We start from the raw sequence: 19,581 nt of genomic DNA, 5'->3' as shown, positions 1-19,581 counted from the left end.
TGATGGTATTAGCCCTTCAATAAGCAAGGCAACTAACTGTAATAAAAGCGTTACAGGGAAAACGTTTGCTTGTGGTTTTGCTTCAGTACCCCTACTTATTGCAAGTTGATTTTCGAGCAGCAAAGAGTATTATAGCCGTCTAGACGGAGGTAGCTCTATACATACAAACGTATATCCGTATGCAAGTATGTGACCATGGAACATGGTTCAAGAGCCCGAGAACATCAACTAACACATAAATTTATGGGAGCGCTCATGTCGAAGCACCTGTTTACTTCTGAGTCAGTATCAGAAGGTCATCCAGATAAAATTGCAGACCAGATTTCAGATGCAGTATTGGATGCGATCTTAGAGCAAGATCCGAAAGCACGTGTTGCGTGTGAGACTTACGTAAAAACCGGTATGGTAATGGTTGGTGGTGAAATCACGACCTCTGCTTGGGTTGATATCGAAGAGCTAACTCGCGAAACCGTTCGCGAAATCGGCTACACCCACTCAGACATGGGCTTCGACGCTAACTCTTGTGCGGTACTAAGCGCAATCGGCAAGCAGTCTCCAGACATCAACCAGGGTGTTGACCGTGAAGACCCACGCGAGCTGGGTGCTGGTGACCAGGGTATCATGTTCGGTTACGCGACCAACGAAACTGACGTACTGATGCCAGCGCCTGTAACTTACGCCCACCGCCTAGTAGAGCGCCAGGCAAAAGTCCGTAAGAACGGCGCCCTACCTTGGCTTCGCCCAGATGCGAAAAGCCAGGTGACGTTTGCCTACGATCAAGGCAAAATCGTTGGTATCGATGCAGTAGTACTATCTACCCAGCACTGCGACAGCATTGAGCTACCAGTACTGCAAGAAGCAGTCATGGAAGAGATCATCAAGCCAGTTCTACCTTCAGAGTGGCTGAACAAAGACACCAAGTACTTCATCAACCCAACCGGCCGTTTCGTTATCGGTGGCCCAATGGGTGACTGTGGTCTGACTGGTCGTAAGATCATCGTTGATACCTACGGCGGCGCAGCACGTCACGGTGGCGGTGCATTCTCTGGTAAAGATCCATCGAAAGTTGACCGTTCTGCAGCATACGCGGCACGCTACGTAGCGAAGAACATCATCGCAGCTGGCATGGCTGACCGTTGTGAAATCCAGCTTTCTTACGCTATCGGTGTTGCTGATCCAACATCTATCATGATCGAGACATTCGGTACCGAAAAAGTTTCTCACGACATTATCGTAGAAGCAGTACGCCAGCACTTCGACCTACGCCCGTACGGCCTGATCGAAATGCTTGACCTATTGAAGCCAATGTACAAGAAAACAGCGGCATACGGTCACTTCGGTCGTGAAGAGTTCCCATGGGAAAAAACAGACAAAGCCGACATCCTACGCGACTTCGCTAACATCAAGTAAGCGCCCGGGTTTGATTGAAAAAAGGAAGCTTCGGCTTCCTTTTTTGGTTTTTAAAGATGCGGTTCTGCGGTTCTGCGGTTCTGCGGTTCTGCGGTTCTGCGGTTCTGCGGTTCTGCAAGATGACTCCCCAAACTACATTTCACAGTCAAACTACGCGTCAAAGATAAATTAACACTGCCAATTTCCCTCACAGACCTAAGTACTTATCTTTTCCATCGCTCCGCTTTTCCCCATAGGGCCATAGAACCATAGGATCACAGTACCTAACTATCGCTTTCCCCAAAGCCCAGCGTCTCTCCCCCCGCCCCTCTAGCCTCTGGCCGCTCTTCCACCTATACTCCCCTGCTCCACCAGCCAGCCTCCTTGGAATGAACATGACCGCCCTGCAACACCAAGTAATCGACCGCGTTAAGCAATGTATTGCCCAGGCCAACCGACGCCTCAACAAGCGTTTGGCGATACCTGAAGTTCGCTTTACCCAACGCGGGAAGATTGCCGGTAGTGCCCGGTTGCAAGGCTGGGAGGTACGCTTTAACCCGGTGCTGCTTAATGAGAATCCGGACGCTTTCCTCAATGAGGTAGTACCGCATGAAGTGGCCCACCTGGTGGTATTCAAGTTGTTTGGCAAAGTTCGGCCGCATGGCCGGGAGTGGCAGGTCATCATGCAGGAGGTATTCGGGGTGGCACCACGTACCACCCACAGCTTCGATGTCAGCTCGGTACAGGGCCAGACATTTCTTTACCGCTGCCAGTGCAGCGAACACCAAATGACGGTCCGCCGCCACAACAAAGTCCAGCGCGGCCAAGCCCACTACCGCTGCCGCCAGTGTGGTCACACACTGGCCTTCCAGCAACAAGGAACGCTTTAAGCTTGGTTACTCGCGACTGAAATCATCGCGGAAAAAAAACCGGCTCTGCGCCTGTTGCACGCTTTTTATTATTGGCTTGCCCGACACAAAATACGACTGCGCCTCACACCAACCGGCACCAAAAGGCAGTGGATCCGTATTTTCATCGATATGGCTAAATTCGGTACCCAGATCCCGCAGCAAGATACGCTCGGCAACCTGCTTGGCCCTCGCCTTCACGAGGCTGTCGGCCAGTCGGTCACGCTGCCCCCAACCGATTTTGTAATCATCACAATTAGGATCGGAAACAGTTGGCTCCACAAGGAATGCAACATCAGAAGTCGCTTGATATTCCTTATGCATCATAAAAGCCTCGAACAGCATGGCGACATCTTCAGCCTGACTGGAATAGGCGTAAAAATCTGCCGCACCATCAAACTCGAACTCGTTCCCCATAGTCGCAGCATCAAACTGAAGTTGTTCTTGGGTTGGCTTCTCTCCACGAAAAGAGACTTGCGCCATTTGGTGCAGCATTGTCGAGCTTAGTGGTTGATCTCGGTTGAGCTCACTGTTGGCTGGGATCCGTCTCTGGATATTCCACCAAACTGTCTGGCTAGTATCCAAATCTGCCAGTGTATCCTGCGGCAGATAGTCATTGGCATGGGCCAGTTCGTGGGCCAGCAGGCGGTAAAGCCCCCTGGTGATCTGCTCGAGGTTTCGACTGGCGTTATAATCTACATCATAGGTGTTGCTGGTCAGTACATAATCGCCATAGGGGTCGAGATAACGGTTGGCGGTGATAAACTTCAACTGTGACTGGTAGGCATCGCGGTAGTCGTCCTGCTGGTAGATATCCCGCCACTGGCTGTCCGACAGCCAGAGATAACGCGGGTCGATATACAGGCTGGCCGTCCCCGAGTGATAAAACGATGGCCGCACCTCGTAACTCAGCACCACAGCATTGACCGAACGGAACAAGTTCAACAAGTCCTGCGGCATCTCGCGCAGTGCGGACACGAAGTTGTCGCCCATCCAAGCATGCGAAACCACCAGCCTGGCCGCAATGTCTTCGACCGTGACATTCTGGCTGGTGACATAACCCAGCGGAGCAATATCGCTGACCAGACATGATTGGTTCTTTTTGTACAGGGTAACGCAGTCAAGAGCCGCTGCTGCCGACGGGCTGTCGGATTGGTATGCCCGCAGCAGCTCCAGGGCGGGATCACCATCTATGTTGGCGCTTCTGTCCTGCGCCTTGCCACCGCCGCCTCCCCCGCAGCCGGACAGAATCACCAGGCTGGACAGCGCTATGGTTATTAACTGCTTTTTCATCTAACGTTCCTTGTCTAAAATAGCAACAACTTGCATATGATATATAATCAACGGCATCGCACAACCCTGCAAGCACAAAAACGCGAGACACCAGCTGTTCAGAAACAGCGGGGTTATTTCCCTGTTGCCCTTGCTTTTCTTCCTCGGCGCGTCCATCTCTGTATCCAAGAATCGGCATTCTATTACCAACAGCCTGCAATCAGCGGGAGAGTTGATATAATGCAGCCAGATGACAACCAACGGGTTACGAGATAGCCATGAGAATCCCACGAATTTACCACCCGGAGTTATTACCTAGCTCTGGAACCGTTATGCTCAGCGATGATGCCGCCAACCATGTCGGCCGCGTCATGCGTATGCAGGCTGGCCAGGAAGTCCTGCTCTTTGACGGCAGCAATGCCGAGTTCCCGGCCGTGATCACCAATGCCAGCAAGAAAAGTGTGGAAGTGGAAATCCAGGCCCGTAATGAAAACAGTGTCGAGTCGCCGCTGGATATTCATCTCGGTCAAGTGGTATCACGTGGTGAGAAGATGGAATTTACCATCCAGAAGTCGGTCGAGCTGGGCGTCAATACCATTACACCGCTGATTTCAGAACGCTGTGGCGTGAAGCTCAATGCCGATCGTTTCGAAAAGAAACTCCAACAATGGCAGAAAATCGCCATCAGCGCCTGTGAGCAATGTGGCCGCAATACCGTGCCGGAAATCCGCCCGATCATGAAACTGGAAGACTGGTGTGCCGAGCAATATGACGGCCTCAAGCTCAACTTGCACCCTCGAGCCCACTACTCAATCAACACCCTGCCAGCGCCTGTCAGTAAAGTACGTCTACTGATTGGCCCGGAAGGCGGTCTGTCTGCTGAAGAGATCAGCATGACCGAAGAATACAAATTTGACGAAATCCTGCTTGGCCCGCGCGTACTGCGAACCGAAACAGCCGCGATGACAGCAATCACAGCCCTGCAAGTCCGCTTCGGCGATCTAGGCTAACGCCCCAAGGGAAGAAATTAGGAGAAAGCAATGATCAAACTGGGTATCGTGATGGACCCTATCGAGTCTATCAACATCAAGAAAGATTCCAGCTTTGCCATGATGTTGGAAGCCCAGCGCCGTGGTTGGGAAATCCACTACATGGAAATGAACGATCTGTCACTGGAGCAAGGCAAAGCCATGGCCCGCACCCGTGTCGTCAGCCTAAAGGAAGATCCAACCGGCTGGTTCGAATTCCATAACGAGCAGGAAATTGCCCTATCTGATCTGGACGCGGTATTGATGCGTAAAGATCCCCCATTCGACACCGAATACATTTACGCCACCTACATCCTCGAGCGAGCCGAAGATGAAGGTGCGCTGATCGTCAACAAGCCAGAAAGCCTGCGAGACTGCAATGAAAAGCTGTTTACTGCTTGGTTCCCTGAGCTGACACCAACCACAGTCGTTACCCGCAGTGCCGACAAGATCAGATCGTTCCACCAAAAGCACGGCGATGTGATCCTCAAGCCGCTTGATGGCATGGGCGGTTCGTCGATCTTCCGCGTGATGAAAGGCGATCCGAACGTCTCGGTGATCATCGAAACCCTGACCAACCACGGCCAGAACTTCTGCATGGCCCAGACTTTCGTACCGGATATCAGCAACGGCGACAAGCGTATTCTGGTGGTCGATGGCGAACCGATGCCATACTGCCTGGCACGCATCCCGGCCAAAGGAGAAACCCGTGGCAACCTGGCAGCTGGCGGCCGAGGCGAAGCTCGCCCAATCAGCGAAACCGATCGCAAGATTGCCGAGACGGTTGCACCGGTTCTGAAAGAGAAAGGGCTGATCTTCGTCGGTCTTGATGTGATTGGTGACAAGCTGACTGAAATCAATGTCACCAGCCCAACTTGTATCCGCGAAATCGAAGCCGCTTTTGATATTTCTATCACCGGCAAGCTGATGGATGCTATCGAGCGTCGTATCAACGCATAATGCGCTAATTCAATGCGGCCTGATCATTTCACTCTCTAGGTGAAAATGGTTAGGCTGCGCGAATAGTTAAAAACCTCTCCCTTTAATACCAATTCTGTTAATTAGTCGGCATACTGTAAGTAAGTCGAACGGTTGTAGGTATCTTCCCATGAACTTGACCAACCACTTTCTGGTAGCCATGCCCAGCATGCAGGATCCTAATTTCAAAGGAAGTGTTGTCTACATTTGTGAGCATAACGACGAAGGGGCAATGGGCATCGTCATCAACCTGCCGATTGAAATTTCGGTAGGCAATATGCTCGACCAAATTGAAATTGAGCGTGAGTTACCCGTCAGGGATCACTCCTGCCTTGAGCAACCGGTATTCAATGGTGGCCCGGTATCTGCTGATCGCGGTTTTGTCCTGCACAACCGAGTCGGCCGTTTGAGCTCAAGCATCGATGTCACCGAAGAGGTCTCGATCACCACCTCTAAAGATATTCTCTCATTGCTCGGTACCAGTGAATCACCTGATAACTTCCTGGTTGCTCTCGGCTATGCCGGCTGGGATGCGGGACAACTGGAGCAGGAGCTGATTGAAAATGTTTGGCTGACAACAGAAGCCAGCACCGATGTGGTGTTCAATACCCCGATAAATGAACGCTGGAACAAGGCTATTGCCCAGCTGGGTATCAGTGCTACTCACCTTTCCACAGAACAAGGACACGCATGAGTCAATCTCGCAGCGTACTCGCTTTTGATTACGGTACGAAAAGTATTGGTGTCGCTATCGGCCAAGAGCTGACCGGCACCGCCAACCCACTTGCCGCCCTTAAGGCGCGAGACGGGATCCCCAACTGGGATGACATTGAAAAAATCCTCAAAGAATGGCAACCGGACTTGGTGGTTGTCGGCCTACCGCTGGATATGCAGGGGGGCGAACTTGACGCGATCACCCCTCGGGCCAAGAAGTTCGCCAACCGCCTCCATGGCCGATTTGGCTGCCCGGTAGAGTTGCATGACGAACGCCTGAGCACCGCCGAAGCCCGCTCAGATCTGTTTGATCGTGGCGGATACCGCAATCTCAGCAAAGGCAACATCGACTCGCAGTCTGCTGTCGTGATCCTAGAGAGCTGGTTCGAGCAGCAATACGGATAAAAAGCAGAGCCTGGGTTCTAGATCCTGGAACCTAGGTATTTTTTCCCTCATTCCATACTCCTCACTACCTCCCAGCTCCAGCGTACAGCTTTTCCCTTTCTTATCACCAAAAAGCTATCGCCTGCCAAGATCTATAATCATTGGCGCTATCCAGCCCACAAGGATCAAGGGATGATCATCTTGTACAGCTTTTGGGCTATTTGAACCCAAAAGCTCATTTACCTGTACACCAAGATCCAAGCGACTTTAATAGGCTTTAATTTCAAAACTTTATTAAAAGTGATCAACAAAAAAAGCATTAGGATCATAGGAACCCCAATGCTTTTGGTTTATCACTGGCTAATTGGTTGATTTAGCCCATATCGACAGTCACTCCGGACAGCGAGTTGTTGCTCAATTGACTTTTGCTACCGACCTTGATCATCAGGCGCAGATCATTAGCGGAATCGGCATGGTGCAAGGCATCCTGCTCGGTGATCTTACCCGTACTGTAAAGCTCATAGAGCGACTGATCGAAAGTCATCATGCCGGACTCATTCGACTTGGCCATGGTTTCTTTGATCTCATGCAGTTCGCCTCGGCGGATCAGATCAGCCACCCGAGGCGAGTTGATCAATAGTTCAAAGGCACCGTGACGACCGACACCATGGGCATCCGGGATCAGCTGCTGGGCCAAGATACATTTGAGGTTCAGTGACAAATCAAACAAGAACTGCTCGCGCCGCTCCTTGGGCACCAAATGCAGGATTCGCTCGAGGGCCTGGTTGGCATTGTTGGCATGCAGCGTTGCCATACAAAGGTGACCGGTTTCGGCAAAGTTCATCGCATATTCCATTGTCTCAGGAGTGCGGATCTCGCCTATCAAGATCATATCCGGTGCCTGGCGCAGGGAGTTTTTCAACGCGACTTCATAGCTTTCGGTGTCCAACCCTACTTCGCGCTGGGTCACGATGCACTTGTTGTGCTTATGGACAAATTCAATCGGATCTTCCACCGTCAGGATATGCCCGCTACGGTTGGCGTTACGGTAGCCGGTCATTGCTGCCATCGACGTCGATTTACCGGAGCCTGTCGCGCCAACCACCAATACCAGTCCCCGCTTGGCCAGCGCCATTTTCTGCATATCCATCGGCAGGTTGAGCGAAAAAATATCCGGGATTTCAGTTTCAATCCGGCGGATCACCATCCCCGGCAGTTCGCGCTGCCAAAAAGCGCTGACCCGGAAACGAAACTCCCCTCTTACCAAGGCAAAGTTGGCTTCCTTGGAGGCACGGTACTCCGCTTCCTGTTCGTTATCCATCGCCTCGGTAAACATTTGCTCGACGGCTGTAAGATCAAGCGTTTCGCCTAGCGGGTGAAGATTGCCATCAATACGCAGCAAGCAAGGTGAATCTACCGTGATATAGAGATCCGACGCCTTGCGGCTGACCATCTCATTGAGTGCATGTTGCAAAGTCATTGCTATCTATTCCCATTAAAACTGCGAAAAACCTGAGTCGACCACACGACGACCTTCCTCGGCATCGACCAACCCTTGGGCCACCAGCATCTTGACGCTCTGATCCATAGTCTGCATCCCCATCGCCGAACCGGTTTGGATCATCGAGAACATCTGGGCCACTTTGTCTTCGCGGATCAGGTTGCGGATAGCCGGCGTTGCCATCATCACCTCATGGGCAGCAATGCGGCCACCACTGGTACATTTGAGCAGGTTCTGCGAGACCACGGCGCGCAGCGACTCGGAAAGCATCGAGCGTACCATCGCCTTGTCGTTGCCCGGGAACACATCGATGATCCTATCGACTGTCTTGGCCGCCGAGCTAGTATGCAACGTGCCCAACACCAAATGACCAGTTTCGGCCGCAGTCAATGCTAAGCTGATCGTTTCGCGGTCACGCAACTCACCCACCACAATGACATCCGGATCTTCACGCAAGGATGAGCGCAGGGCATTATGGAAGCTATGGGTATCGCGGTGCACTTCACGCTGGTTGATCAGACAACGTTTGCCGGTATGGACAAACTCCACCGGATCCTCGATGGTGAGGATATGGCGGTTGAAGTTCTCGTTAATATAATCCACCAGCGCAGCAATAGTAGTGGACTTACCTGAACCGGTTGCCCCGGTGACCAGTACCAAACCACGCTGGCATTGTGCAATCTGATAGAACACTTCGGGCACACCCAACGACTCTAGCGTCGGGATATTCACCGGAATAGTCCTAAACACAGCCGCGCTACCACGTGCCTGCTTGAAAGCGTTGACACGAAAACGACCGACATCGGGCAACTCGAACGAGAAGTCGACTTCCAACCGCTCTTCGAACTCCCTCCGCTGGGCGTCATTCATTATATCGAAGACCAGACGGTGTACTTCACCATGCTCGAGAGCCGGCAAGCTCAGCTTGCGCACATCACCATCAACACGGATCATTGGTGGAACACCCGCTGAAAGGTGCAGATCAGAGGCGTTATGCTTTACACTAAAGTCCAGTAGTTCGGTGATATCCATAAATTTTCCCCACAGAATCAATTATGAATAGTATCAAGCAAAATATTGAACAGGTCATCACCCAGATTGGCCTGGCAGCAGAAAAATGCGGTAGAGATGCCGAAACAGTGCAACTGCTTGCGGTAAGCAAGACCAAGCCTATCGCCGCCATCGAGGAAGCGATTGCCGCTGGCCACACGGCTTTCGGTGAAAACTATGTCCAGGAAGGCGTCGAGAAGATCCAGTACTTTGCCACTCAGGACACACCGTCCCCGTTGAGCTGGCACTTTATCGGTCCAATTCAGTCCAACAAGACCCGTCCGATTGCCGAGCACTTCGACTGGGTTCACTCGGTGGACCGCGCCAAAATTGCCCGTCGACTGAGCGAACAGCGTCCATCAGAGATGGCACCGCTCAATGTCCTACTCCAGGTCAACACCAGTGGCGAGGATTCCAAATCAGGGCTGGCTTTCGACGAAGTTGCAGCGCTCGCGGACGAGGTCGCGGCAATGCCAAATTTGGTACTGCGCGGCCTGATGTCTATCCCGCAAAAAGCAGACGATTACACCAGTCAGCTCGCAGCCTTTTCCAGCCTTGCCGAGGCGATGGAAAAGCTCAAGGCCAAGCACCCGCAGCTCGATACCCTGTCAATGGGGATGAGTGGTGATCTCGAAGCCGCAGTTGCTGCTGGCAGCACGATAGTCAGGATCGGTACCGCAATTTTTGGTGCCCGCGATTATTCAGCTAAACAGTAAGCCAAGCGCTGGCTATAATAGCCACACAATTACAACGTCTAGGAAGGACGTCTACGTCCCTCCCGGCCTTGAATACACAGAGGATGTAACATGGAACAACGCTCGATTGCCTTCATTGGTGCCGGTAACATGGCCCGCTCTATCATCGCCGGCCTTGTCGCCAGCGGCTATGCGCCAGACAAAATCACCGCCACAGCACCAAGCTCAGCCCGTCGTGAGCCGCTGGCCCGTGATTACGGAATCCACACCACTGACAACAACCTGAGCGCGGCATCAGACGCTGATGTTATTGTTCTGGCAGTGAAGCCTCAGCTAATGGAAGAAGTCTGCCGCCCGCTACAGATCCTCGACTTTTCCGGCAAGCTGGTGATCTCCATTGCCGCGGGCATCGGTGCCGGGCGACTGAATGAAATGTTGGCCACCAACTTGAACCTGGTACGCGTGATGCCAAATACCCCGTCACTGATCGGCAAGGGCATGAGTGGCCTTTATGCATCTAGCGCCCTTAATCCTAACGACCGCCAATTTGCCGAAAACTTAATGCAGGCTGTCGGTGAAGTGTGTTGGGTCGAGCAAGAGTCTGGCATTAACAGTATTATTGCCGCTGCAGGTAGTGCCCCGGCCTATTTCTTCCTGTTTATGGAAGCTATGCAGCAAGAAGCTATCAAGCAAGGCTTCAGTGCCGAACAGGCCCGTACGCTGGTACAGCAATCTGCACTTGGCGCTGCGGAAATGGTGGTCGCCAACCCGGAAACCGACTTGGCAACACTCCGTGCGCAGGTCACCTCAAAGGGCGGCACGACCGCCGAGGCAATCCGTACTTTCAACGAGTGCCAACTTAGTGATACCGTAGCCAAAGCAATGCGTGCTGCCGTTTCCCGCGCTGAAGAAATGGAAAAATTATTTTAAGGTTAGTATATGAACTCAATTGGTTTTCTAGTCAGTACCCTATTTGATCTCTACATTATGGTCGTGCTGCTGCGCATCTGGCTTCAGTGGGCGCGTGCCGATTTCTACAATCCGTTTTCCCAGTTTATCGTCAAGGCGACCCAGCCGGTGGTTGGCCCGCTGCGCCGCGTCATCCCGTCCATCGGTTCACTGGATGTGGCAACACTGCTGTTCGCCTATGTCCTGAGCATGGGTAAATTCATCATTCTGCAGCTGGTACTGGGTGGTGGCTTCATGTTCACCCCGGAATACTTCTGGATTGGCGCCCTGTCGCTGATTAAAGCGGCCGGCGGCCTGCTGTTCTGGGTATTGCTACTGCGCGCGATCCTAAGCTGGGTCAGCCAAGGCCGCAGCCCGGTTGAATATGTCATGCATCAGCTAACCGAGCCAATGACAGCTCCGATCCGCCGCATTATCCCGGCAATGGGCGGCTTGGATCTAAGCGTACTGGTACTGTTCATCGGTCTACAATTTGCCAACTTCCTGATCGGTGACTTTGTCGGCCCTATCTGGTTCCAGCTATGAGCCAACAGGCCGCCTACCTTGACGGTGACGATCTGATCCTGCGGCTTTACATCCAGCCCAAGGCCAGCCGCGACCAAGTGGTTGGCCTGCATGGTGATGAAGTCAAAATTGCGATCACCGCCCCGCCGGTAGATGGCAAGGCCAATGCCCATTTGACCAAGTATCTGTCCAAACAGTTCAAGGTCGCCAAGGGGCAAATCGATATTGAAAAAGGAGAGCTGGGACGTCACAAGCAAGTGCGTATCACCGCTCCGAAAGCAATACCCGAGCCCATTCAGGCTCTGCTGTAAGCGAAAGCAACTTCCAGCCCGGCGTACTTCTAGACGCCGGGCTGTTTTTCATCAGAGTCTTTCATCAGGACTCATTGGCCACAACTATAATGGAACTAAGCAATACCCACTTACAGTGCAGGGTAATACTCTGCCTGGTGCGTATAGAAGGATAATAAAATGACTCGTCTTTTCAGCCTATTTGCCTTACTCATTTCCTGTCTCGGCATCAGCCTTTCTGCCAGTGCCGGACAATACAAAGATATAGAAAACCTCGAAGTTCACTACTCCAGCTTTCCGTCGACTTTCCTGACCCCGGAAGTAGCAAGCACCTACAAAATCCAGCGCAGCCGCTATTCTGCCGTTATCAATGTCACCGTGCTGGATAAAAGCCAGCCGGGCAAACCGGCTGTCACCGCGGTACTCAGCGGCCAGGCCAAGAACCTGCTGGGCACGGTGAAAAACCTCTCTTTCCGTGAAGTCAGGGAAGGCAGTGCCATCTATTACATTGCCGAAATCAAGCATGCCAACGAAGAACGCTTCAGCTTTTCCGTTGATGTCTCCCACAACGGCACCCGTGGCAATATCGAATTTAACCAGACTTTTTATGTCGACTGATCAAAGCATTTCACCGCATCCAGCGACAGCAATGACCGGGGAGCCTCGCGCTCCCCTTTTATTTTCCCGGCAGTGAGATAAGATAGCGCCCTCTTTATTGCGAGGAACTGTGATGAGCAAATTAGTACTGGCCACTGGTAACCAGGGCAAAGTAAAAGAAATGGCTAGCCTTCTGGCCGATTTTGGTTTCGATGTTGTCGCCCAGAGCGATTACAACGTCTCTTCGGTTGCCGAGACTGGCACCACCTTTATCGAAAATGCCATTATCAAAGCCCGTCACGCCGCCAAAGAAACCGGCCTGCCAGCAATTGCTGATGACTCAGGCCTTGAAGTGGATTACCTCAAGGGTGCTCCGGGGATCTACTCTGCCCGTTTTGCAGGCATTGATGCCTCTGATGAAGAAAACCTGCAGAAGCTACTCAAAGAAATGGAAGGCGTTGCGGACGAGCAGCGTACTGCGCGCTTCCACTGCGTACTGGTCATGATGCGCCACGAGAACGATCCAACCCCGCTTGTCTGCCACGGCAGTTGGGAAGGCAAGATCCTAACTGAAGCCCACGGTGAAAATGGCTTTGGTTACGACCCGGTTTTCTGGGTACCGGAGGATCAGTGCTCTTCTGCCGAGCTAGAGCCTGCACGCAAGAAACAACTGTCACACCGCGGCAAGGCCCTTGCCAAGCTGTTTGCTGCCCTGAAGGAAGCATAAACCATGCTAGTACCACCGCCACTGAGCCTGTATATCCATATCCCATGGTGTGTCCAGAAGTGCCCTTACTGTGACTTCAACTCCCATGCACTGAAAGCTGATATTCCCGAGCTCGACTACATTGATGCGCTTATCGAAGATCTCGATACCGACTTGGCAAAGTACGATTTGGCCAGCCAGGGCCGGGAGCTGCATTCCATCTTCATCGGTGGTGGTACCCCGAGCCTGATCTCCGCACCGGAGATCGGCCGTTTGCTCGAAGCCGTCAACCAGCGGATCCCGTTCAGCGACGATATCGAAATCACCATGGAAGCCAACCCGGGGACTGTCGAGGCCGGCCGCTTCAACGCCTACCGCGAAGTTGGCGTTAACCGTATCTCGATCGGCATCCAGAGCTTCCAGGACGAAAAACTCAAGCGCCTTGGCCGCATCCACGGCAGCCGCGAGGCTATCACCGCTGCCGGACTGGCCAAAGAAGCGGGGCTTGAAAGCTTCAACATCGACCTGATGCACGGCCTGCCGGATCAGAGCATCGACGATGCCCTGTCGGATCTCAAACAGGCAATTGCCCTAGATCCGCCGCACCTGTCTTGGTACCAGCTCACTATCGAACCAAACACCCTGTTCTATTCCAAGCCACCAGTGCTGCCTGATGACGACGATCTGTGGGAGATCTTCGAGCAAGGCCATAAAATGCTGGCCGAAGCGGGCTACGTCCAATACGAAATCTCCGGTTACAGCAAACCGGGTCGTCAGTGCCGCCATAACCTGAACTACTGGCGTTTCGGGGACTACCTTGGCATCGGTTGTGGTGCCCACGGCAAGCTGAGTTTTGCTGACGGTACCATTACCCGCACCGTCAAGGTCAAGCATCCGCGTGGCTACCTCAACCCGACCAAGCCATACCTGGATCAGGAAATTCAGGTAGAGGCCAGCGAGCGCCCGTTCGAGTTCTTCATGAACCGCTTCCGCCTGCTTGAAGCGTGTCCGAAACACGATTATGTCGAGCGTACCGGCCTGCCACTATCCAGCATTGAAGGACCAATCAGCTGGACGCTTGAGCAGAACTACCTCGAAGACAGAGGTGATGAGTGGCAGATCACCGAGCACGGCAAGTTGTTCCTCAACGACCTGCTAGCGGCCTTTGTCGACGAAGAGGATGAATAGGGCTATCTCGGATTACTTTTGCAAATAAAGCTGTGGTAATTTAATAGGATAAGATTTCAAAGCTTACCCGCCATGGACGGCGGGTTAGAGCGACAAGGATGTCTTCACTGCGTCTTTGAAATCTTGTCCTGTTGAATTGTATATAGCGCAACTCAATCGAGCGTCACGCTCTGCCAGCGCTTGAGGGCGGGGATTTGGGATTGGATTTCGCTTTCTTTGGCTTGGCGCATCGCCACCCGATCGCATAGCTCCTGATCGACAAGCTGTGAGTGGGATAAGGTGTAAGGTAAATCATCGAGCATAAGGCGGTGGTAATCAGCCAGCAGTGCCGACTGGTCATCACTCAGCTTCACTTTGTGGACACCGAAATAGAGCTGGCCACTGGGCTTGATCATGAAGCTCTCACCTTCAAATTCCAAATTCAGCGCCCCGTCCTGCATACTCAGGCTATTGTGCCACTCCATCTGGCACACTGGCGCTTCATTGGCCTGCACGCCCAGTGACAAGGCAAACCCAACAGCAGCTAACTTGAATCCACAAACTCGCAACAGCATAAGCCTCTCCCCATCATCGGGGCAGGCCAAGGTTAAAGCGCCTTGGTTACCCCGTTAAAAGATTGAACGGCCGATCCGCTCGGCCAGCAATTCAAGGGCGGCGGTGCCAGCCAGAGAGTTACCCGAAGGATCCAACTCTGGCGACCATACGGCGATGGTCATCTCACCCGGTACGATAGCGATGATCCCGCCACCGACCCCGGATTTGCCCGGCATACCAACCCGATATGCAAATTCTCCAGCACCGTCATACAACCCGCAGGTCGCCAGCAGTGCATTCATTTGCTTACACTGAGTTTGGGTGATAATTGTTTTTTTTGCGCCCAAAGGAAGCCCTTTATTTGCCAAGTAACTGAAAGTCTTAGCCAAATCAACACAACTCATTTTCAGTGCGCAATAGCTGAAGTAATTGGTCAAGACCGGCATCACTTCGTTGTCGAAGTTACCGAATGAGCGCATCAGGTACGCAATCGAGGCATTGCGGTCGCTGTGCTGCATCTCAGAAGAGGCAACAACCTTGTCGTAACAGATATGCGGATTCTGGGCGAGAGTGCGCACCAGCTCCAACATCCGATACTGCGGGGCCGACAGACGGCTGTGCAACAGATCGGAGACCACCAGGGCACCGGCATTGATAAACGGGTTGCGCGGAATACCGTTTTCCAACTCGAGCTGGATCATCGAGTTGAATGCATGACCCGACGGCTCCTTACCAACCCGCTGCCAGATCTCTTCCGGCTGGTACAAAGTCATCGCCAACGTCAGGCTCAGAGCCTTGGAAATCGACTGGATCGAGAAACCTTCCTCGCTATCGCCAGCCTGGATAATTTCACCATCGTTATAACACACAGCAATCCCCAGCTTGTTCGACGGAACCTCCGCCAATGCCGGGATATAATCAGCCACCTTTCCTTTGCCGATCAGCGGTCTGACTTCATCTAAAATATCGTTTAGCAACTGCTCTGTTGGTTTCATTACTTATCTCCAAGGATAAAAAAGCCAACACGAGGTTGGCTTTTTCGAACAACTGGTGCACCCATTGGTGCTTGGCAATACCTTGCCTCAATACGCCTGAAAACTTACTCAGTGCGCGCGTATTTCATGTCCCATACGCCGTGGCCCAAACGGTGGCCGCGAGCTTCGAATTTAGTCAATGGTCGATCTTCTGGACGAGGGATGTAAGGGCCATCAGTCGCCGTGTTGCGGTAACCCGGTGCTGCGTCCATCACTTCAACCATGTGCTCTGCATAGTTTTCCCAGTCTGTCGCCATGTGGAAGATACCACCGATTTTCAGCTTCTTGCGTAGCATCTCTGCAAATGCTGGCTGAACGATACGACGTTTGTGGTGGCGTGCTTTGTGCCATGGGTCCGGGAAGAACAGCTGAACACAGTCAAGGCTGCCGTCCGGGATCATGTGCTCGAACACTTCCACGCCATCGTGGCACATAACGCGGAGGTTAGTCAGACCCGCTTCTTCTGCACCCATCAAACAAGCGCCAACGCCCGGGCTGTGTACTTCGATACCGATGAAGTTTTTCTCTGGCGCGTTCTTTGCCATCTCAACCAGAGAGGCACCCATACCAAAGCCGATTTCCAGCGTTACTGGGTTTTCGTTGTTGAACACTTCTTTCCAGTCCAGCATCTGCTGAGCGAAGTCGATACCCATTGCCGGCCAGTTATTTTCCATGGCCGCTTCCTGGCCCTTGGTCAAACGACCTTCACGACGAACAAAGCTTCGTACCTTGCGTACCAGTTTGCCGTCTTCGGTAAATTCGTTCAGGGTAACCTCACCTGACTTCTTTGAAACTTCGCTCATGCTTACTATCCAAACAAAAAAGAAACGGAACGGCATTATCCAAAGTTACAGCGCAAGTGCAAGTCTATCGATTGCGACGCCCCTAACTTTGTGGTGCAATCAGGGCCAAAAATAAGACAGGCGAAGACGGCTGTCAGTAAAGTGAGCTTGAAACTGTGACCAATACCTTCTCTGATGCCATTTTAGCGTGGTATGACAAATTTGGCCGGAAAACCCTGCCATGGCAGCAACAAAAGACCCCCTACAAGGTCTGGCTGTCAGAAATCATGCTGCAGCAAACCCAAGTCGCCACGGTGATCCCCTACTTCGAGCGCTTTATCGAGCGCTTCCCAACAGTTGCCGATCTTGCTGCTGCCGACCAGGACGAGGTATTGCACCTCTGGACCGGCCTTGGCTACTACGCCCGTGCCCGCAACCTGCACAAGGCCGCCAAGCATATTGTCGACCACCATGGCGGCAAGTTCCCGACCGATATCGAACAGGTGATCGCCCTACCGGGTATCGGCCGCTCGACCGCTGGTGCCGTCCTGTCACTGTCGCTCCAGCAGCACCACCCAATTCTAGATGGCAACGTAAAGCGGACCTTGGCCCGCTGCTATGCGGTCGAAGGCTGGCCGGGTAAAAAACCGGTCGAAAACAAACTGTGGGACATTGCCGAGGCCAACACCCCGGCTGCAGGCGTAGAGCGCTACAACCAGGCAATGATGGACATGGGGGCGATGATCTGCACCCGCAGCAAGCCCAAATGCGAACTGTGCCCGGTCGCCGGGCAGTGCGAAGCCAAAGCCCAGGGTCGCCAAGCCGATTTCCCGGGCAAAAAGCCCAAGAAAACCCTGCCGGAGAAACAGGCTTGGTTTGCGATCTTCCAGTACGGTGAGTATGTCTGGCTGGAAAAACGCCCGCCGGCGGGGATCTGGGGCGGCCTATGGTGCTTCCCGCAGCAGGATCAGGCTGATCTTACCCCGGTGATTGTACAGCGGCTGGGCCAGCAGGAGCTCATCCGCGAGCAGGAGCAACTGATCGGCTTCCGCCATACCTTCAGCCACTACCACCTGGATATTGTCCCGGTAAAGCTGAGCCTGTCGCAGCAACCAGATTGCATCAGCGAAGCTGGCAACGGCCAATGGTACAATCTCAACCAGCCTGCAGAGATCGGTCTGGCTGCGCCTGTACAGCAGATCCTCGAGAGCTTGCGCTACGAGCTGAATAGATAGAAGCGTACAAGCGTGGTATAAATAGATATCCAAGAGACTTGGGGATACCCAAGCAAACCCTTATAACGAAGGAACTTCCTGATGAGCCGTACAGTATTTTGTGCCCGCCTTAAGAAAGACGCTGAAGGCCTTGATTTCCAACTATACCCGGGTGAACTGGGCAAGCGCATTTTCGACAACATCTCGAAAGAAGCGTGGGCAGAGTGGCAAGGCAAGCAGACTATGCTGATCAACGAGAAAAAACTGAACATGATGGATCCGGAGCACCGCAAACTGCTGGAGACTGAGATGGTGAAATTCTTGTTCGAAGGCCAGGACGTAATCATCGACGGTTACACGCCGCCGAGCGAATAATTCCGCTAATGCTTCCCCTTTGCTTGGTCGTTTATTTCAAGGGAAGCACCTTAGTCATTCATTCAGGCATCTTTTGTAACTGGTTAGAAAACTAGGCAAACGGTGCCTTTTTCATATTTTGGGAACTATGAAATTACACGCGCTGTTTTTATCCCTGCTCCTGTTGAGCGGCTGTAGTCGGGAGTTTATCGAACAACTCTACGATGTCGACTACACCACCACTAACCGTTTTGCCAACAACCTCGCCCCGCTGCCCGGCCAGTTCACCCAGGATACTGCTGCGCTCGACAGGTTGATGAATTCTTTTAACGGCCAGGTAAAACGCTATTGGGGGGATAACGACTCGCTGGTCGCCAGCAAACGCCAGTATGTAAAATACACCGATGGCTACCAGAGCCGAGCCCATGTTGATTTCGAACGTGGTGTCGTCATTGTCGAAACCGTGGCCAAAACCGAGCCGACCAAGCACCTCAAAGAAGCGATCACCACTACGCTGCTGACGCCGGATAATCCAGGTGGCGTTGACCTCTATTCAGACTCCGCTATTGAGCTGAGCGGCAAACCGTTCCTGTATGGCCAGGTACTCGATAACGAGGGCAAGCCTATCGAATGGTCGTGGCGTGCCAACCGCTTCGCCGACTACCTAATCGACGGCAAGTTGAAGAAGCGCTCCGAGCGTTTCCACCAGGTTTACTATGTTGAAATCCCTATGGTGGCCGACCACGCCAACAAACGTAGTTACAAGTACGCCAGTATTGTCCGCGACGCCTCACGCCGCTACGGGATTGCCGAGGATCTGATCTATGCCATTATCAAAACCGAGAGCAGCTTCAACCCTTATGCCGTCAGCCATGCCAATGCCTATGGTCTGATGCAGGTGGTGCCAAAGACCGCCGGGGCAGATGTGTTCAAACTGGTCAAAAACAAACCCGGCGTACCAACCCCTGAGTATCTGTTTGATCCTGCTAGGAATATTGATACCGGTACAGCTTACTTCTACATCTTGCGCACCCGCTACCTGAAGGATGTCCGTGATCCATTGTCACTGCACTACAGTATGATCTCTGCATACAACGGCGGAACAGGAGGAGTGCTCAATACCTTCCACAGCACCGATCGCAAACGGGCAATGAGCGATCTGAACAGTTTGCAGCCAAATCAGGTCTACTGGGCGCTAACCAACAAACACCGCAATGCCGAGGCACGACGTTACCTAGAGAAGGTGACTGCGTTCCAGAAAGAGTTTAACCAAGGAAAAAATCTCACGCAGTGACAAGGAAATAGTCACAACCAGCATTTCTGGGCAAAAAGCAGGCAACCGAGTGCAACATTGAAATTTTTCTCAAAAAAATGGTTGACGAAAAGAACGAAAAACCGTTTAATAGCGCTCCGTTGCCTCGATAGCTCAGTCGGTAGAGCAGAGGATTGAAAATCCTCGTGTCGGTGGTTCGATTCCGCCTCGAGGCACC

Annotated in this window: 22 protein-coding genes and 1 tRNA gene; 17 read left to right on the top strand and 6 right to left on the bottom strand. The window is 52.7% G+C overall.

Features of this window, described 5'->3' with window-relative positions; all coding sequences use genetic code 11:
• Nucleotides 1-255: 255 nt before the first annotated feature.
• The gene (metK, locus tag R2X38_RS20900; RefSeq protein WP_107300889.1) at nt 256-1,410 is read left to right on the top strand and encodes a methionine adenosyltransferase; all 1,155 of its coding nucleotides are present in this window, start codon (nt 256-258) and stop codon (nt 1,408-1,410) included.
• A 374-nt stretch (nt 1,411-1,784) separates the two neighbouring features.
• Nucleotides 1,785-2,279 carry a SprT family zinc-dependent metalloprotease gene (locus R2X38_RS20895; protein ID WP_317524287.1) on the top strand — a complete coding sequence of 165 codons (495 nt, stop codon included), beginning with the start codon at nt 1,785-1,787 and terminating at the stop codon, nt 2,277-2,279.
• A gap of 6 nt (nt 2,280-2,285) precedes the next feature.
• Here R2X38_RS20895 and R2X38_RS20890 read toward each other — a convergent pair whose 3' ends face one another.
• On the bottom strand, nt 2,286-3,590 hold the full coding sequence (locus R2X38_RS20890) for a hypothetical protein (protein ID WP_317524286.1): 1,305 nt from the start codon (nt 3,588-3,590) through the stop codon (nt 2,286-2,288).
• A 257-nt stretch (nt 3,591-3,847) separates the two neighbouring features.
• Between R2X38_RS20890 and rsmE the strand changes: the two genes are divergently transcribed.
• The 4 genes from rsmE (at nt 3,848) to ruvX (ending at nt 6,694) form a co-directional block, all read left to right on the top strand.
• Nucleotides 3,848-4,579, top strand: a complete 732-nt coding sequence (rsmE, locus tag R2X38_RS20885; RefSeq protein ID WP_317524285.1) for a 16S rRNA (uracil(1498)-N(3))-methyltransferase — start codon at nt 3,848-3,850, stop codon at nt 4,577-4,579.
• 30 nt (nt 4,580-4,609) lie between these two features.
• The gene (gshB, locus tag R2X38_RS20880; RefSeq protein WP_317524284.1) at nt 4,610-5,557 is read left to right on the top strand and encodes a glutathione synthase; all 948 of its coding nucleotides are present in this window, start codon (nt 4,610-4,612) and stop codon (nt 5,555-5,557) included.
• Between the two features lie 148 nt (nt 5,558-5,705).
• Nucleotides 5,706-6,269: a YqgE/AlgH family protein gene (locus R2X38_RS20875; protein ID WP_317524283.1), complete on the top strand. Its 564-nt coding sequence runs from the start codon at nt 5,706-5,708 to the stop codon at nt 6,267-6,269.
• Entirely contained in the window at nt 6,266-6,694 is a 429-nt protein-coding gene (gene ruvX / locus R2X38_RS20870; protein WP_317524282.1) for a Holliday junction resolvase RuvX, read from the top strand. The genes R2X38_RS20875 and ruvX overlap by 4 nt, the downstream gene beginning before the upstream one ends.
• A gap of 352 nt (nt 6,695-7,046) precedes the next feature.
• Here the strand turns inward: ruvX and R2X38_RS20865 are convergent, their stop codons facing one another.
• Both R2X38_RS20865 and R2X38_RS20860 read right to left on the bottom strand, forming a co-directional pair.
• Nucleotides 7,047-8,153 carry a PilT/PilU family type 4a pilus ATPase gene (locus tag R2X38_RS20865; RefSeq protein ID WP_317524281.1) on the bottom strand — a complete coding sequence of 369 codons (1,107 nt, stop codon included), beginning with the start codon at nt 8,151-8,153 and terminating at the stop codon, nt 7,047-7,049.
• A 15-nt stretch (nt 8,154-8,168) separates the two neighbouring features.
• The gene (locus tag R2X38_RS20860) at nt 8,169-9,206 is read right to left on the bottom strand and encodes a type IV pilus twitching motility protein PilT (protein WP_317524280.1); all 1,038 of its coding nucleotides are present in this window, start codon (nt 9,204-9,206) and stop codon (nt 8,169-8,171) included.
• 23 nt (nt 9,207-9,229) lie between these two features.
• Here R2X38_RS20860 and R2X38_RS20855 point away from each other — a divergent pair, with 23 nt between their 5' ends.
• The 7 genes from R2X38_RS20855 to hemW all read left to right on the top strand — a co-directional run bounded on the left by R2X38_RS20855 (nt 9,230) and on the right by hemW (nt 14,173).
• Nucleotides 9,230-9,940 (top strand): YggS family pyridoxal phosphate-dependent enzyme, encoded by a 711-nt coding sequence (locus tag R2X38_RS20855; RefSeq protein WP_317524279.1) that lies wholly within the window; start codon nt 9,230-9,232, stop codon nt 9,938-9,940.
• Between the two features lie 90 nt (nt 9,941-10,030).
• Nucleotides 10,031-10,849, top strand: a complete 819-nt coding sequence (gene proC / locus R2X38_RS20850; protein WP_317524278.1) for a pyrroline-5-carboxylate reductase — start codon at nt 10,031-10,033, stop codon at nt 10,847-10,849.
• A gap of 9 nt (nt 10,850-10,858) precedes the next feature.
• Complete coding sequence (locus R2X38_RS20845; RefSeq protein WP_317524277.1) at nt 10,859-11,413, top strand: YggT family protein; 555 nt, start codon at nt 10,859-10,861, stop codon at nt 11,411-11,413.
• Nucleotides 11,410-11,703: a DUF167 family protein YggU gene (yggU, locus tag R2X38_RS20840; protein WP_317524276.1), complete on the top strand. Its 294-nt coding sequence runs from the start codon at nt 11,410-11,412 to the stop codon at nt 11,701-11,703. Before R2X38_RS20845 ends, yggU begins: the two co-directional genes overlap by 4 nt.
• A gap of 159 nt (nt 11,704-11,862) precedes the next feature.
• Entirely contained in the window at nt 11,863-12,300 is a 438-nt protein-coding gene (locus tag R2X38_RS20835) for a DUF4426 domain-containing protein (RefSeq protein WP_317524275.1), read from the top strand.
• Nucleotides 12,301-12,412: 112 nt separating this feature from the next.
• Nucleotides 12,413-13,006: an XTP/dITP diphosphatase gene (locus R2X38_RS20830; protein WP_317524274.1), complete on the top strand. Its 594-nt coding sequence runs from the start codon at nt 12,413-12,415 to the stop codon at nt 13,004-13,006.
• Nucleotides 13,007-13,009: 3 nt separating this feature from the next.
• Nucleotides 13,010-14,173, top strand: coding sequence for a radical SAM family heme chaperone HemW (gene hemW / locus R2X38_RS20825; RefSeq protein ID WP_317524273.1), 1,164 nt, complete (start codon nt 13,010-13,012; stop codon nt 14,171-14,173).
• Between the two features lie 152 nt (nt 14,174-14,325).
• On the opposite strand, the gene R2X38_RS20820 is transcribed toward hemW, so the two are convergent.
• The 3 genes from R2X38_RS20820 to trmB form a co-directional block, all read right to left on the bottom strand.
• The gene (locus tag R2X38_RS20820; RefSeq protein ID WP_317524272.1) at nt 14,326-14,727 is read right to left on the bottom strand and encodes a hypothetical protein; all 402 of its coding nucleotides are present in this window, start codon (nt 14,725-14,727) and stop codon (nt 14,326-14,328) included.
• 54 nt (nt 14,728-14,781) lie between these two features.
• Nucleotides 14,782-15,702, bottom strand: a complete 921-nt coding sequence (gene glsB, locus R2X38_RS20815) for a glutaminase B (RefSeq protein ID WP_317524271.1) — start codon at nt 15,700-15,702, stop codon at nt 14,782-14,784.
• Between the two features lie 104 nt (nt 15,703-15,806).
• Nucleotides 15,807-16,544, bottom strand: a complete 738-nt coding sequence (gene trmB / locus R2X38_RS20810; protein ID WP_317524270.1) for a tRNA (guanosine(46)-N7)-methyltransferase TrmB — start codon at nt 16,542-16,544, stop codon at nt 15,807-15,809.
• 155 nt (nt 16,545-16,699) lie between these two features.
• On the opposite strand from trmB, the gene mutY reads away from it, so the two are divergent.
• The 4 genes from mutY to R2X38_RS20790 all read left to right on the top strand — a co-directional run bounded on the left by mutY (nt 16,700) and on the right by R2X38_RS20790 (nt 19,579).
• Complete coding sequence (gene mutY, locus R2X38_RS20805; RefSeq protein WP_317524269.1) at nt 16,700-17,758, top strand: A/G-specific adenine glycosylase; 1,059 nt, start codon at nt 16,700-16,702, stop codon at nt 17,756-17,758.
• Nucleotides 17,759-17,839: 81 nt separating this feature from the next.
• Nucleotides 17,840-18,112, top strand: coding sequence for an oxidative damage protection protein (locus R2X38_RS20800; RefSeq protein ID WP_039459659.1), 273 nt, complete (start codon nt 17,840-17,842; stop codon nt 18,110-18,112).
• A gap of 127 nt (nt 18,113-18,239) precedes the next feature.
• Nucleotides 18,240-19,385 carry a membrane-bound lytic murein transglycosylase MltC gene (gene mltC, locus R2X38_RS20795; RefSeq protein WP_317524268.1) on the top strand — a complete coding sequence of 382 codons (1,146 nt, stop codon included), beginning with the start codon at nt 18,240-18,242 and terminating at the stop codon, nt 19,383-19,385.
• Between the two features lie 121 nt (nt 19,386-19,506).
• Nucleotides 19,507-19,579, top strand: a tRNA-Phe gene (locus R2X38_RS20790).
• Nucleotides 19,580-19,581: the final 2 nt, after the last annotated feature.

This window comes from Photobacterium rosenbergii (genome assembly GCF_033022775.1).
In the GTDB taxonomy this organism is placed as follows: domain Bacteria; phylum Pseudomonadota; class Gammaproteobacteria; order Enterobacterales; family Vibrionaceae; genus Photobacterium; species Photobacterium rosenbergii_A.
The sequence above is the reverse complement of the archived record's forward strand: the minus strand, read 5'-3'. Positions and strand labels throughout refer to the sequence as shown.

Excerpts from the sequence above, each read along its gene's own strand:
- metK (WP_107300889.1), top strand. The coding sequence starts at position 256 with ATGTCGAAGCACCTGTTTACTTCTGAGTCAGTATCAGAAGGTCATCCA.
- R2X38_RS20895 (WP_317524287.1), top strand. The coding sequence starts at position 1,785 with ATGACCGCCCTGCAACACCAAGTAATCGACCGCGTTAAGCAATGTATT.
- R2X38_RS20890 (WP_317524286.1), bottom strand. The coding sequence starts at position 3,590 with ATGAAAAAGCAGTTAATAACCATAGCGCTGTCCAGCCTGGTGATTCTG.
- rsmE (WP_317524285.1), top strand. The coding sequence starts at position 3,848 with ATGAGAATCCCACGAATTTACCACCCGGAGTTATTACCTAGCTCTGGA.
- gshB (WP_317524284.1), top strand. The coding sequence starts at position 4,610 with ATGATCAAACTGGGTATCGTGATGGACCCTATCGAGTCTATCAACATC.
- R2X38_RS20875 (WP_317524283.1), top strand. The coding sequence starts at position 5,706 with ATGAACTTGACCAACCACTTTCTGGTAGCCATGCCCAGCATGCAGGAT.
- ruvX (WP_317524282.1), top strand. The coding sequence starts at position 6,266 with ATGAGTCAATCTCGCAGCGTACTCGCTTTTGATTACGGTACGAAAAGT.
- R2X38_RS20865 (WP_317524281.1), bottom strand. The coding sequence starts at position 8,153 with ATGACTTTGCAACATGCACTCAATGAGATGGTCAGCCGCAAGGCGTCG.
- R2X38_RS20860 (WP_317524280.1), bottom strand. The coding sequence starts at position 9,206 with ATGGATATCACCGAACTACTGGACTTTAGTGTAAAGCATAACGCCTCT.
- R2X38_RS20855 (WP_317524279.1), top strand. The coding sequence starts at position 9,230 with ATGAATAGTATCAAGCAAAATATTGAACAGGTCATCACCCAGATTGGC.
- proC (WP_317524278.1), top strand. The coding sequence starts at position 10,031 with ATGGAACAACGCTCGATTGCCTTCATTGGTGCCGGTAACATGGCCCGC.
- R2X38_RS20845 (WP_317524277.1), top strand. The coding sequence starts at position 10,859 with ATGAACTCAATTGGTTTTCTAGTCAGTACCCTATTTGATCTCTACATT.
- yggU (WP_317524276.1), top strand. The coding sequence starts at position 11,410 with ATGAGCCAACAGGCCGCCTACCTTGACGGTGACGATCTGATCCTGCGG.
- R2X38_RS20835 (WP_317524275.1), top strand. The coding sequence starts at position 11,863 with ATGACTCGTCTTTTCAGCCTATTTGCCTTACTCATTTCCTGTCTCGGC.
- R2X38_RS20830 (WP_317524274.1), top strand. The coding sequence starts at position 12,413 with ATGAGCAAATTAGTACTGGCCACTGGTAACCAGGGCAAAGTAAAAGAA.
- hemW (WP_317524273.1), top strand. The coding sequence starts at position 13,010 with ATGCTAGTACCACCGCCACTGAGCCTGTATATCCATATCCCATGGTGT.
- R2X38_RS20820 (WP_317524272.1), bottom strand. The coding sequence starts at position 14,727 with ATGCTGTTGCGAGTTTGTGGATTCAAGTTAGCTGCTGTTGGGTTTGCC.
- glsB (WP_317524271.1), bottom strand. The coding sequence starts at position 15,702 with ATGAAACCAACAGAGCAGTTGCTAAACGATATTTTAGATGAAGTCAGA.
- trmB (WP_317524270.1), bottom strand. The coding sequence starts at position 16,544 with ATGAGCGAAGTTTCAAAGAAGTCAGGTGAGGTTACCCTGAACGAATTT.
- R2X38_RS20800 (WP_039459659.1), top strand. The coding sequence starts at position 17,840 with ATGAGCCGTACAGTATTTTGTGCCCGCCTTAAGAAAGACGCTGAAGGC.
- mltC (WP_317524268.1), top strand. The coding sequence starts at position 18,240 with ATGAAATTACACGCGCTGTTTTTATCCCTGCTCCTGTTGAGCGGCTGT.